Annotated in this window: 13 protein-coding genes; 11 read left to right on the forward strand and 2 right to left on the reverse strand. The window is 47.6% G+C overall.

Annotated features, from left to right (window positions below; translation table 11 throughout):
• Positions 1-65 precede the first annotated feature (65 nt).
• From tgt to B9Y77_RS01920, 5 genes are all read left to right on the forward strand, one after another.
• Complete coding sequence (gene tgt, locus B9Y77_RS01900; RefSeq protein ID WP_085490256.1) at positions 66-1208, forward strand: tRNA guanosine(34) transglycosylase Tgt; 1143 nt, start codon at positions 66-68, stop codon at positions 1206-1208.
• Between the two features lie 21 nt (positions 1209-1229).
• Entirely contained in the window at positions 1230-2192 is a 963-nt protein-coding gene (locus B9Y77_RS01905) for a DUF2156 domain-containing protein (protein WP_083555643.1), read from the forward strand.
• A 43-nt stretch (positions 2193-2235) separates the two neighbouring features.
• On the forward strand, positions 2236-2679 hold the full coding sequence (locus B9Y77_RS01910) for a hypothetical protein (RefSeq protein ID WP_085490257.1): 444 nt from the start codon (positions 2236-2238) through the stop codon (positions 2677-2679).
• Between the two features lie 137 nt (positions 2680-2816).
• Positions 2817-3989, forward strand: coding sequence for a putative heme d1 biosynthesis radical SAM protein NirJ1 (gene nirJ1, locus B9Y77_RS01915; RefSeq protein ID WP_085490258.1), 1173 nt, complete (start codon positions 2817-2819; stop codon positions 3987-3989).
• A complete protein-coding gene (locus B9Y77_RS01920; RefSeq protein WP_085490259.1) occupies positions 3970-5061 on the forward strand; it encodes an Lrp/AsnC family transcriptional regulator in 1092 nt (363 codons plus the stop codon). Before nirJ1 ends, B9Y77_RS01920 begins: the two co-directional genes overlap by 20 nt.
• Before the next feature lie 5 nt (positions 5062-5066).
• On the opposite strand, the gene B9Y77_RS01925 is transcribed toward B9Y77_RS01920, so the two are convergent.
• On the reverse strand, positions 5067-5732 hold the full coding sequence (locus tag B9Y77_RS01925) for a hypothetical protein (RefSeq protein ID WP_073424336.1): 666 nt from the start codon (positions 5730-5732) through the stop codon (positions 5067-5069).
• Positions 5733-5866: 134 nt separating this feature from the next.
• Between B9Y77_RS01925 and hemA the strand changes: the two genes are divergently transcribed.
• The gene (gene hemA, locus B9Y77_RS01930; protein ID WP_085490260.1) at positions 5867-7171 is read left to right on the forward strand and encodes a glutamyl-tRNA reductase; all 1305 of its coding nucleotides are present in this window, start codon (positions 5867-5869) and stop codon (positions 7169-7171) included.
• Between the two features lie 11 nt (positions 7172-7182).
• The gene (gene hemC, locus B9Y77_RS01935; RefSeq protein ID WP_085490261.1) at positions 7183-8226 is read left to right on the forward strand and encodes a hydroxymethylbilane synthase; all 1044 of its coding nucleotides are present in this window, start codon (positions 7183-7185) and stop codon (positions 8224-8226) included.
• 146 nt (positions 8227-8372) lie between these two features.
• On the opposite strand, the gene B9Y77_RS01940 is transcribed toward hemC, so the two are convergent.
• Complete coding sequence (locus B9Y77_RS01940; protein WP_085490262.1) at positions 8373-8930, reverse strand: deoxycytidylate deaminase; 558 nt, start codon at positions 8928-8930, stop codon at positions 8373-8375.
• A 54-nt stretch (positions 8931-8984) separates the two neighbouring features.
• Between B9Y77_RS01940 and cobA the strand changes: the two genes are divergently transcribed.
• The 4 genes from cobA (at position 8985) to B9Y77_RS01960 (ending at position 13387) form a co-directional block, all read left to right on the forward strand.
• On the forward strand, positions 8985-10619 hold the full coding sequence (cobA, locus tag B9Y77_RS01945) for a uroporphyrinogen-III C-methyltransferase (RefSeq protein ID WP_085490263.1): 1635 nt from the start codon (positions 8985-8987) through the stop codon (positions 10617-10619).
• Entirely contained in the window at positions 10619-11539 is a 921-nt protein-coding gene (locus B9Y77_RS01950; protein WP_073424332.1) for an NAD(P)-dependent oxidoreductase, read from the forward strand. The genes cobA and B9Y77_RS01950 overlap by 1 nt, the downstream gene beginning before the upstream one ends.
• A gap of 5 nt (positions 11540-11544) precedes the next feature.
• Positions 11545-12510 (forward strand): porphobilinogen synthase, encoded by a 966-nt coding sequence (gene hemB, locus B9Y77_RS01955; RefSeq protein ID WP_073424331.1) that lies wholly within the window; start codon positions 11545-11547, stop codon positions 12508-12510.
• Positions 12511-12577: 67 nt separating this feature from the next.
• A complete protein-coding gene (locus tag B9Y77_RS01960) occupies positions 12578-13387 on the forward strand; it encodes a mechanosensitive ion channel family protein (protein WP_073424330.1) in 810 nt (269 codons plus the stop codon).
• The last annotated feature ends 12 nt before the right edge of the window (positions 13388-13399 follow it).

The raw sequence follows: 13399 nt of genomic DNA on the forward strand, positions 1-13399 counted from the left end.
CCCGCGAAACCGAAAGCCGAAACTCGAAAAGTCGTAACGGCGAGAAGATTTCTATTTTTGGTTTCGTGAACGAAAATCCTTTTGAACTGTTAAAGAAATCTGCAAAGTCCAAGGCGCGTCTTGGCGTGATCCATACGGCGCACGGAGACGTGACAACGCCCGTGTTTATGCCTGTAGGCACAGCCGCGACGGTCAAGGGGCTTACGAGCCGTGACATCCGCGAACTCGATGCAGAAATCATCTTGGCGAATACGTACCACCTCTATTTGCGACCGGGCACAAAGCTCATTGCAGAGGCGGGTGGCGTGCAAAAGTTCATGAGCTGGAACAAGCCGATGCTTACGGACAGCGGCGGTTTCCAGGTGTGGAGTTTAAAGCAGTTCCGAAAGATTACCGAAGAAGGCGTCCAGTTCAAGAGTTTGCTGGACGGTTCTCGTCATTTGTTCACGCCCGCGAGTGTGATGAACGCGCAACGTGAAATCGGTGCGGATATCATCATGGCGTTTGATGAATGTACGCCGTACCCGAGCACTGTCGAAGAGGCGGAAAAATCGCTTGCGCTGACGCTCAAGTGGACGCGCGAGGCGAAGGAATGGCTTTTGGCAAATCCTCCGATTCACGGCTATCCGCAATTTTTCTTTGGAATTGTGCAAGGCGGCATGCACAAGGAATTGCGACAGAAGTCTATCGAGGCGCTCAAGGAAATTGAGCCGGATGGTTATGCAATGGGCGGGCTTTCTGTAGGCGAGCCTGTCGAGACGATGTACGAAATTGCAGACTTTTGTACAAACTTATTGCCCGAAGATCGTGCCCGCTATGTGATGGGCGTGGGAACGCCGTGGAATTTGCTGGAGCTTGTGAAACGTGGCGTGGATATGTGCGACTGCATTTTGCCTGCGAAGAATGCACAGGATGGATTAGTTTATACGAGCCGAGGCGTGCTCCGCTACAAGGGCGCGAAATTTGCGCACCAACACGATTTGCCGCTTGACCCGAACTGCGATTGCTATTGCTGCCGTAACTATAGCCGTGCGTATTTGCGCCATCTGTTCAAGGAAAAGGAACCGCTTGGCTGGACGCTTGCGGCAATTCATAATTTGCATTTCTACATCCACTTGATGAAGTCCGTGAAAGCCCATATTGCAGACGATACTTTTGAAGAATGGGCGGACGAGCAAATCAAGATTTTGCAGCAGAGCGCTGAGTAGATTTTTTTATAAATTGAAAGTATGCTAGAATTTCGAATTCCAGAACTTTCAGATCGAGAAAATGTGGCGAGGGCGGTGGCAGAATCCGGTTATATCGGGAGCGATGCTGCGTTTGCAAGCCTTTTCTTGTGGCGCAAAAAATATGGCACACTGATGGCGTTACAAAATGGTTTCCTTTTCCGCTATTATCAAGGCGAGGGGAGCCGTCGCGGTTACGCTTTTCCGCTTGGTGCCGAAGACCCGCGTGAAGCGCTTGACGCAATTGTTCAAGATGCGAAAGAATCGGGCCGTCCGTTGGAATTCTGCTTGGTTGATGAAACTCGTGCGCATATCCTTTGGGATTATTTTAAGAAGTCCATCCAGTTTGTAAATGACCGTGGCGATAGCGATTATATTTATTCTGCGGAAAGTCTTGCGACTCTTGCAGGGAATACGTATCGCAAAAAGCGAAACCATATTTCGAAATTCAACCGTTCGTATGAACATTATGAACTGCGCGAAATTACCGCTGATAACTATGTGGACGCTCTCGAAGTTGAAAAAAAGTGGCTGCAAAATTCTATGTCGGGCGAAGAGCCTTGTGAACCGACATGCGAATGCGAAGAAGCTGCTTGGGCAGAACGGTCTACGGATGAAAAATCGCGTATGGCGGAGCTTTGTGCAATAGAAGAAGCGCTTAAAAATTTTGATGCGCTTGGCTTGAAAGGCGCAATCCTTTATGTGAATAATGCTCCTGTTGGCATGACGATAGCTTCTGAAATAGCCCCTAGAGTCTGGGATATCCATTTTGAAAAAGTCATTGGCGAGTATGCGGATAATGGCGGCTATGCCGTTATCAATAAAATGTTTGCAGAAACGCTTACTGGTGTAAAACTTATCAATCGCGAAGAAGATATCAATATCGAAGGACTCCGCAAGGCAAAACTTTCGTATTACCCGCTTATTATTTTGGATAAATGCCATGCTCTCCAAAGTGCTTTCTAAATCATCTTGTGCATCGTGCAAGTTTTGCTGTTCCTTTAGGCGAATGAGCCTTTGGGAAACACCTCTTTTCCCACATGAAATTGCAGAGAAATTAAGTCACGAAAATGAATATGGCGTGGTGGGCGAGTTCCGCATGTCTCAAACGGTGCAGGGAGTGCGCTTTGGCCGCTTGGTGCTTGAAAATAACTATCGCTCAGATGATCCCGAAGAAGAAGTGCCTTGCACATTCTTGGATTCGCAAAAAGGTTGCATTTTGAAGGGCGACGATAAACCATTTGATTGCAGTATTTGGCCTCTTAGAATCATGGACAGAAATGGTGAGCTTGTTATTGCGCTCACGCCAACGTGCCCATCAATTGGATCAACTCCGGGTGAAAATCTTGTGGAACTCGTGAAATCAGGTCTCGGTGAAAAAATCTACGAGTATGCCAAAACGCACCCTTACATTATCAAGGAATACCATGAGGGATTTCCGATTATCGGGTAGAAATTTGGGTCATGTAATCTTTTTTTGAATCAAAAAACATAAATATGGATACTCGTGGATGGCGGATTGCTGTCAGAATATTTCTATTTTTGGGTCATTCTTTGTAGTCGTTGTTTTTGTGTTTTTGGAAGACCCTGATGATCAGTATTACTAAGCTTTTGATGGATACCCCGAATTTCGGGGATTCTCTTCGTTATGAACCGCGTGCCCACGAATCTAAGAACGGTGTGGGCCCGGGCCGTGGTCCGGTGGTGGTGTGGAACTGCACCAAGACTTGCAACCTGAAGTGCGTGCATTGCTATGCCCGTTCAGAGGCTATCAAGTACCAGAACGAACTTTCACACGAAGAGGGAATCAAGCTTATTGATCAGCTTGCAGATTTCCATGTGCCGGTGATTTTGTTCAGCGGTGGCGAACCGCTTTTGCGCCCGGACTTTTTTGAACTCGCGAACTATGCGGCAAGTAAGGGCATCCGTCCGACGATTTCGACGAACGGCACTTGCATCACGCCGGATGTGGCTCAGAAGCTCAAGGCGATGGGCGTGGGCTACGTGGGCATAAGCTTGGATGGTTGCGAAGAAACTCACGACAAGTTCCGTGGCAAGCAGGGCGCGTACCAGATGGCTTTGCGCGGGATCCGCAATTGTGTCGCGACGGGTCAGAAGGTTGGACTCCGCTTCACGATTACAAAGTACAACTATCAAGACCTGAACGCTATTTTCGATTTGCTCGAAGCGGAAAACATTGATAGAGTTTGTTTCTATCACCTTGTCTATAGCGGTCGCGGAAGTGCGATGGTCGATAACGACTTGAATCACGAAGAGAGCCGCAAGGTGATGGACTTGATTATTGATCGCACTTTGGACTTTAAGAAGCGCGGTGTGAACAAGGAAATTTTGACGGTCGACAACCACGCCGATGCCGTTTATCTGTACCAGCGCATGAAGCGCGAAGACCCGGAACGCGCGAAGATTGTTCTGGATTTGATTCAGCGCAATGGCGGAAATCGCAGCGGTATGGCATTTGGCAATATCGATAGCATTGGCAATGTGCATCCGGACCAGTTTACGCAATATATTACGCTCGGAAACGTTCGCGAACGCAACTTTGGCGACATTTGGACAGACTTGTCAAATCCGATTATGGCTGGCCTCAAGAACCGCAAACCGCTTTTGAAGGGGCGTTGTCCGAAGTGTGCTTACTTGAATTTGTGCAACGGCAATTTCCGTACGCGTGCCGAAGCTGTTACTGGCGACTTCTGGGCTGAAGATCCGGCTTGCTATTTGACCGATGAAGAAATTGGGCTGTAACGCCTCTCGCGATGTGCCGCAAATGCTGAGTCAAAAACTTCTCGCGATTATTCAAGACGGCTTTCCGTTGGTGGAACGCCCGTATTTGCGCTTAGCAGAAATGTTGAACGTTTCTGAACACGAAGTTTTTGATGATATTGAGAAAATGCGCGTGTCCGGCGTAATTCGACGTATTGGTGGCGTGTACGATTCCAAAAAACTGGGCTTTATTTCGAGACTTTGTGCAGGAAAAGTACTGACTTCGGAAAATGATTTTGCGGCGGAACCGCATGCGCAGACTCCGATGGAAAAGTTCGCTGCAGTCGTGATGAGCGAACCTGCGATTACGCACAATTACATCCGTAGTCACGAATACAATGTTTGGTTTACGGTCATTGCCGAAAATGAATCTGCAATCCAGGTGGTTGTGGACCGCGTGTGTTCGCAAACATATTTGCACGATGTCCATGTCCTTACCGCCACCAAGAAGTATAAAATCAATACGGTGATGTCATTAGACGAGAGACGTGGTTCGGCAGGCTCACCAACCTTGACGAAAGACGAAATAGGCGAGAGTGCCCCGGCTTTGCGTCATTCTGACAACCGAAGGTTGGAAGAATCCAGTAATTTCTTGGGAAAACTCACTGACTCCGACAAGTTCCGCATCCACATTGCTTGTGATGATATCCCGCATACGCTCACTCCGTTTAAGGACTGGGGTGTTTCTTGCGATGAACTTCGCGAAGATTTTGCTACTAAACGTATGCGCCGCTTTGGGGCGATCCTTCGCCATCAAGATGCGGGTTTCCCCTGCAATGCGATGGTATGCTTCTCTCGTCATTCTGAGGACCGAAGGAACGAAGAATCTAGTAAAGTCTTGGCTCTTGCGAAAAAACACTACATTTCGCATTGTTACGAGCGTCCGTCTTTTGAAAATTTCCCGTACAACTTGTATGCAATGATGCATGCTCAGACGCCTGAAGAATTAGACGCCTACATCAAGGAATCCGTGGCGTTGCTTGATAACCCGGAATACGTCGTTCTCCATTCCCTCAAGGAACTCAAGAAAACGAGCTTCAGATTTTTTGCGTAGTATCGCTAGAATCGATAGCCTATACCGATGTTGGTAATGCCCTTTGCGCCCCAAAGTAAAAACGGCACTTGGAATCGAACGGAAACGGGGTAGCCAATCTCAAAACCTAAAAGGGAAATGTGTCCCATGGGAATGACTCTATCGGACATAATTGAAATTCCCGCATCAAGTTCAAAAAATGGGTTGACGAATCCCCCTAAATTACCATTGATTTTTAGTTTTGCCATAACCGTGGTTATAGGAGGATCATATATAAACAAATTTAGGATAATACCTGTTTCGATGTAGTCAAATGCGTATCCGTAATCGATGGATACAGCTCCATAAGAACAAGAAAAAAGTTTTTCACATTTATCATCAAATAAGTGGCTTAATCCGGCACCAAAATCAAATAGTGTTAAAAAGTCATACTCAAAGCCAATACTATGATGTTTGATTTGACTCTTTTTGTTTTGATTGGATCCGTTTGCCTTCGCCATGCTTGTATCGACTATGATTTTTTGCTTTTGGTCTTTTTTCCAAATGGTGTTGGTGTCGATAATTCCTTCGCCAGCTTGTGCGTTTTCTACATACGTTCCCATGTCCCAAGCGTTTGCATGGACCGCAAAAAATAGAGAAATAACAGCGCAGAGTAAAAATCTTTTTGTCATGCCCTTGAATAACTTAGCCAATTAATTCGGTTTCTATAATTTATATATAATAATTTTTTGAAAGAAAAAGTATTTTTCGATTAAGAAAATGCTTGTGTCATGGCGAAATACCCTAGATTGCATTTGGTGGAGTGTAATTTTTCTATCTTTGGGCTATGCGCAAAATTTACATGGCAGGCATGAGCCACAAGGTGGCTGAAATCGCAATTCGCGAAAAGTTTTATATCCCGATGGATGTAAAGACTGAGGCGTTAACACATTCTCCATTTGATGAACTTTTGATTCTGGCAACGTGCAATCGCACGGAAGTCTATGTGGCGAGCGACCGTGAAATCACTGATGGTGAACTCGTTCGTTATGTGTGTGGACTTGCCCGTCAAGACTACGATGATTTTGCGAAGTTCTTTTATTTTAAGTCGGGTGACGATGTTGCGCACCATGTGATGAATGTGTGTGCCGGGCTTGATTCTGTCGCTATGGGCGAGGATCAAATTTTGCACCAAATTGGCCGTGCGTACGAAACGGCGCACCAGCTGAATGCGACGGGCAATACGCTGAACAAGCTTTTCCAGAGCGCGATCCATACGACAAAGCGTATCAAGACTGAGACGAACTTGAGCAAGCTCAGTTGCAATATTCCGTTCTTGGCGATGAAGCAAGTGCAGAAGACTTTTGACGATCTTGAAAATCGTACCGTGTACATCGTGGGGCTTGGTGAGATGGGCTCGCTGATGCTCAAGTATGTACAAGAGAATACGACCAAGATTTTTGCAAGTAGCAAGACTTTTGCAAATGCCGAAAAATTTGCAGATGTGCTTACGCCTGTGAAATTCGAAGACCGCTACGAAGTCCTTGGCAAGTGCGATGTCGTGATTCTCTGCAGCGCTTGCCAGGAACCGATTGTCACGAAGAATGAGTTTGAAAAGACAATTGCATTGTGTCATCCTGAGCGAAGCACGGTGTGTGAAGTCGAAGGATCCTGTGAAGGTTCGTCTGCTGTGACAGACCCTTCAAAGCGCTTGATTATCGATCTTGGTAGCCCGCGCAATGCAGAAGCTTCTATTGGTGAACTTCCGGGCGTTGAATACGTTTGCGTTGATGACCTTGAAAAGATTGTTTCTGAAAATCGTCGGTTGCGCATGATTGAACTTGATGCAGCGCAGAAAATTTTGAAAGAAGGCCTTGATGAATTCTTGCATTGGAACCGTATGGATGAGGTCTCCAAGCAAATTCATTTGCATGCCGAAAAAATGCTTACGACGGCAAATGAAGAATCTGAAAAATTATTGCGCTCCATGCCGGAACTTTCGGAAGATGACCGCCATCGCATCCAGATGATGTACGAACGATTTGCGAAGAAAATGGCGAATGACTTTTTGTATAAAGTCAAGGCTGAAAATTCGCCTGAAGATGTGCAGGTGTTCCTCAAGTGCTTAGATTCAAAATCTCCTAGAAATTAGAGGGGCTTGCTGTGAGTGACTTGAAATTACGTATCGCAACGCGCAAGAGCGCTTTGGCTTTGGCCCAGACGACGATGGCGGCGGATGCTATTGTCGCTGCTAATTCTGTTATTGGGAATGCCGCCGATTCTAATAATGCCCGCGATTCTCTGACTTATGAACTGGTCTCCATGACAACCGAAGGCGATCGCCGTTTGGATAAGTCTCTGGCGAGCTTTGGTGGCAAGGGCGTGTTCATCAAGGAACTGGAAATTGCACTCCTTGAAGGTCGTGCTGATATTGCGATTCACAGCTTGAAGGATATGCCAGCCGAAGTGCTGCCGCAGTTCAAGCTTGCTGCAGTCTTGAAACGTGCAGACCCGCGAGATGCGTTCCTTTCGCGTGGTGGAGCTGCTGGAATCCGCTTTATGGATTTGCCTGCAGGTGCTCGCGTGGGAACGGGAAGTATTCGCCGTGTGGTACAGCTGAAAGCGCTCCGCCCGGATTTGGAATATGTGCCGATTCGCGGAAACATCCAGACTCGCATTGGCAAACTTGCGGAACTTGATGGTGTTGTGCTTGCGGCTGCGGGGCTTAAGCGTATGGGGCTTGCAGACCAGGTAACGGAATATTTTAGCACCGAACAGATGCTCCCCGCCAGTGGTCAGGGAATCCTTGCGATTGAAACTCTTGCCGATTCTGACACTCGTCATCCTGAGCGAAGCACTGTGTGCGAAGTCGAAGGATCGAGGGCGATTTGTAACGACCTTGCGCAGATTCTCGCTCGCGTGAACGATGTTGCGACATTCTGCATCGCTTCTGCTGAAATGGCGTATTTAAAGGCGCTCAATGCTGGTTGCCAATTCCCGGTGGCAAGTTTCGCGGAATTTGTTGACGGTGGGTCTAATAGAATTGCGCAGACTTTGAAAATTCGCGGCATTTACTGGGACGAAAAATCAGAAAAACTGCTCCGTGCAGAAGTCGCCGGAAACGTTGATTTGAAATCTGCGGACTCTGTCCAGCAATCTAAGAATTTGGGCGTCGAACTCGCCTGCGCAATTCAAAAGCAACTATAAATTACATTGTCATTCCCGACTCCGTTCGGAAATCGCCATCTTGTATCGCAAAAAAATATCCGCACATTTTTTGTGTGCGGACATGATTTTGTATAGCCAAATCTTTTCGTCATTGCGAGTCGCGGAGTGACGTGGCAATCTATACGTTATTTCTTTTCTGGCTTCGACACAACGGGCTTGATTCGTTTGCCGCAAAGTGTTACGATAATTCCTGCCTGTGCGAACATGTAATAAGCCGTATCTCGGCTGTTGTTCAGCGTGGACTTCGGATCGTAATCGTCCTTGGTCACGAATACTTCGGCAACGCCCGAAAGGCTAATGTCCAAAGAGCAGCGTTCGCACGGGAATCCAATCACGTAGAGCTTGGAACCTGGAGGAACCTTACCGCGAGCATAGTGGAGTGCGTTGATTTCGGCGTGGACCATGAACGGATACTTGTTTGCCTCGAATTCATGGTGGCTCAAAAGCTCGCCCGAGTCGGCGTCTAGCAAATCGTAAGCGAGGAGTTGCTTTTCGCGCGTATACGGAACGGTCTCGTCGTCAAATCCGGCGGGAGCTCCGTTGTAACCCGTGCTGATAACGCGCCCGTCGGCGCTTACAAGAACGGCACCCATTTGGGTATTTTGGTCTTTGGAAAGGCGTGCCTGGGCACACATCATCTGCGTATAGACTTCGTCGCGAAGCTTTGCTCTAGAACTATTCATGCTAAAAAATATAGGCAAAATTTTAATGGCGAAGTTTTTCTAAATTTGGTTTCGATGGAAAATTCGAATCATTTTGGCAAAGTTTATTTGATTGGCGCGGGTCCTGGCGATCCTGGGCTTTTGACCGTGCGTGGAAAGTCAATTCTTGAAAAAGCCGATGTTGTGGTTTACGATCGTTTGGTTTCACCGGGCGTGCTCTCGTTATGTAATCCGAAAGCAAAGATGGTGGATGTGGGCAAAATGCCGACGCACCACAAGGTGAAACAGTACGAAATCAATAAGCTCTTGGTAAAATTTGCCGTTGAAATGCCGGGTGCGACCGTTGCACGTTTGAAGGGCGGTGACCCGTTTGTGTTCGGTCGTGGTGGCGAAGAGGCTTTGGAACTTGTCGCTGCAGGCGTCGAATTTGAAGTTGTGCCGGGCGTGACCTCTGCCATCGCTGTGCCTGCCTATGCGGGCATTCCCGTGAGCCATCGTGGAATTGCAACAAGTTTCCATATCATCACAGGCCACGAAAAAGAAAAATCCGTCGTGGACCCTATCGCTGCACTCCAGGGTGACTGTCATTATGGAGCCGAAGGCGATAGAATCCAATGCAATCTTTCGCTGGACTTCGAGACTCTCGCGAAGTGCCAGGGAACGCTCATCTTTTTGATGGGCATTGCCAATATGGACTTTATCGCACATCGATTAATTGAATGTGGCAAAGACCCGAAAACTCTGCTTGCATTTATCGAAAAAGGAACAACCCCGAACCAGCGTACCGTTATGGCAACGCTTGAATCAGCGGGCGAGACCATTGTCCGTGAAAATGTGACGGCACCCGCAATTACGATTATGGGTGGCGTGGTTGAACTGGGCAAAACTCTTGCTTGGAAAAAGAATTTGCCGCTTTCGGGTAAGCGTTTGGTTGTAACGCGTGCCGCAAAACAATCTAGTGGAATTACAGCTCGACTGACAGCCCTCGGTGCCGAAGTTATCGAAACCCCGATGATTGAAACACGGGATGTTTTCCCTTGTTGTCATGCCGGACTCCGTTCCGGCATCTCCAATTCTTCTGAAAATAAGGTTGCTGAGCCTGTCGAATTCGAAGACCTCAAAAATTTTGACATTCTTGCTTTCACGAGCACGAACGGTGTTGAATGTTTCTTTAAGCAGTTGTTTGCTGCGGGTTATGACGTACGTGTGCTTGCCGGCAAGAAAATTGCAAGTGTCGGAAAGATTACCGAAAAGAAGTTGCTTGAATACGGCATCCGCTGCGATTATGTTCCTGAAGACCATACCGGTGAAGGACTAGGTCTGTTGCTACAAAAAGTGGTTGGCGACGAATCCCGAATTCTTCTTTTGCAGGGAAATCTCGCTGACGATACTTTGCTCAAACTCTTACCGAAAGCAACACGTTGGATTGTTTACGAAACACTGCCGATTGCTGAACTCCCGGATTGGAAACGTGAAGCTATTGCCTCTGCTGATGCAGTCGTCTTCGCCAGTTCTAGCGCTGTCGAGAATTTTAGCAGTATTGTTTCCACACATTCCGAAAACGCCTCTCGTCTTTCATTCTGCATAGGTCGCATGACTGAAGCTTCCGCGAAAAAGCATGGCTTTGAAACCGTCACCTCCGACGAAACAACGATGGATTCGCTCGTCAAAAAAATCGTGGAATATTACACGATGGGGGAGAATGCTTAATGAAAGCTATTCTTATCATCGCTCACCATTGCATTTTGCCGGGTGCATACAAAGGATTCGAAGAAATCCTCGACCGCTTGCATCATGATTTGCCCGGTACGCGTGTGGCGAGCACGAGTTTGTTGGATTTGGAAAATGACCTCCGCACGCTTTTGCGCGAAGATGTGGAATCGGTGACGCTTTTGCCGTATTTGCTGTTGAATGGTCAGCATACAAAGAATGACGTGCCGCGTGTTGTTGCAAAATTGCAGGCGGAATTCCCGCAAATCCCGATTACGCTTTTGCCTTGCCTTGGCGATTGGAAAGAATTCTCGAGCATGGTTGTCGCCGGTGTCCGCTCGGCTCAGAACGCGTGTACTTGTGCCCCTTTGTCATCCTGGAGCCACGAATGTGGCGATAGGATCCACTCAGAGCGCGCCCATAGCTCAAACCTCTTCTCCATCGAATTGAATCTCGAAGGGCGTAACGTTCTCGTTGTGGGTGGCGGTCGCATTGCTCTGCGCAAGGTGAAAACGCTAATCCCGACTGGCGCTCATATTACCGTTGTCGCACCGCAATTCGACCCAGAATTTGAGATGCTCAAGGCTGACGAGCCGTCTTCTATCACATTAAAACAGCGCCCGTACGAACCGCTTGACTTGCGTTGCGTTTTCATGGTCTTCATTTGTACCGACCAGCCTGCTGTAAATGCCCAAGTTTCTAACGATGCACGCGCTCGTCGCATTCTCGTGAATAACGCTTGCGATTACCTCGACGGCGATTTCATTGTGCCTGCCCGCATGGATTTTGGCGAAAACATTGCCGTGACCGTCTCTACGCAGGGCCGCGCTCCTTCGCTCGCGAAAAAGCTCAAGCAGAAAATCCAGACCGAATGGGCAGAAGACCTTGTGCAAATTGAAAAAGATTTCAAAAAGGAATAGTTATTATGATTATTCGTCCTCGTCGTTTACGTAGAAATGAAGTTATCCGCAACATGGTTGCAGAAACTGCTGTAAATCCCGATGCCCTCGTTTACCCGATGTTCGTGGTTGAAGGAACGGGCGTCAAAGAAGAAATCCCGTCTATGCCGAACCAGTTCCGTTTCTCGATTGATGAAATCTTGAAGGAACTTGAAAGCTGTGTCGCGCTTGGCATCAAGTCCATTTTGCTGTTCGGTATCCCGGATCACAAGGACGAAATGGCAACTTCTGCATACGATAACGATGGCATTGTGCAGCGTGCAGTACGTGCCATCAAGGCGAAGTTCCCGAGTTTGTACGTGATTACGGACGTGTGCCTTTGCGAATACATGAGTCATGGTCATTGCGGCATCATTAAGGATGGCGATGTGGATAACGATCCAACGCTTGAACTTTTGGCAAAGACCGCTGTTTCTCAGGTGGCTGCTGGTGCCGACATGGTGGCTCCGAGCGACATGATGGATGGCCACATCACGGCTCTCCGCGAAGCTCTTGACAATGCGGGCTTTACAAATACGCCGATTATGGGTTATAGCGCAAAGTTCGCTAGCGCTTATTACGGTCCGTTCCGTGATGCTGCTGATTCCGCTCCGCATTTCGGCAACCGCAAGAGTTACCAGATGGACGTGCGCAATGGTCGCGAAGCGCTCCATGAAGTGGAACTCGATCTTGAAGAAGGTGCAGATATCGTGATGGTAAAGCCTGGCCTCGCATTTCTCGATGTGCTTCGCCAGACGGCTGAAATCAGCAATGTGCCGGTTGCTGTGTATAACGTAAGTGGTGAATATTCGATGGTCAAGGCTGCTGCAAAAATGGGCTGGATTGATGAAAAATCGATCATCCGCGAAAACATGATTGCGTTCAAGCGTGCTGGTGCAGATATCATCATCACGTATCATGCCAAGGAAATTTTGGAAAATAAAATTCTGTAAAATAAGATTTTGTAAAAAGGCAATCCCGGAACAGAGTCCGGGATGACAATTAAAAAAGGATGCTAAAATGAAAGAATACGAAGCTTTCTTGAAAAATATCGGTGTCACGAATGCTATTGCTCAGGACATCGTTGAAATTGCGACAGTGCTTATTGTTATCGCCGTTATCTTGGCGATTATCAAGTTTATTCTTAGTTTTGCCATTAAGAAGGGCGCTGATGAATCGGTAAAACCGCTACTTTATTCGCTGTTCTCTTATGCGCTGTACATTGTCGGTTTGCTCATGATTCTGCATATTCTCGGTGTGAACACCGCTGGAATCGTGACTGTAATCGGTGCCGCTTCTCTTGCCATTGGCCTTGCTTTGAAGGATACGCTTGGCAACATTGCGTCGGGAATCCTATTGCTGTTCCTCCATCCGTTCCGCGCTTCGGATTATATCGAATGCGGTTCTTTGAAGGGAAAAATTGTGGGCGTGGGTCTTTTCAACACGACTCTTATTTCGTTGGATGGTCTTTATGTTTCTGCACCGAACAGCATGTTGTGGGGCGCTCCGATTGTCAACTTTAGCCGCAATCCGAGCCGCCGCCTTGATTTGGCTTTTGGCATTGATTATGCGGATTCTGCTGAAAAGGCGATGAACGAAATGAAACAGCTCGTCGATAACGATCCTGAAGTTTTAAAAAGTCCTGCCCCTTCATTCTTTGTGTCTGCGCTTGAAGATAGCTCGGTGGCTGTCAATTTGAGAATTTGGGTCAAGACCGCAAATTACTGGGATATGCGTTGCAAGTACATGAAGGCTGTGAAGGAACGCTTTGACGAAGTCGGTATTTCTATCCCGTTCCCGCAGCGCGTTGTGCATATCGTAAAGGAATAATCTGCAAGGCAG

It is taken from the genome of Fibrobacter sp. UWB13 (assembly GCF_900177805.1).
In the GTDB taxonomy this organism is placed as follows: Bacteria; Fibrobacterota; Fibrobacteria; order Fibrobacterales; family Fibrobacteraceae; genus Fibrobacter.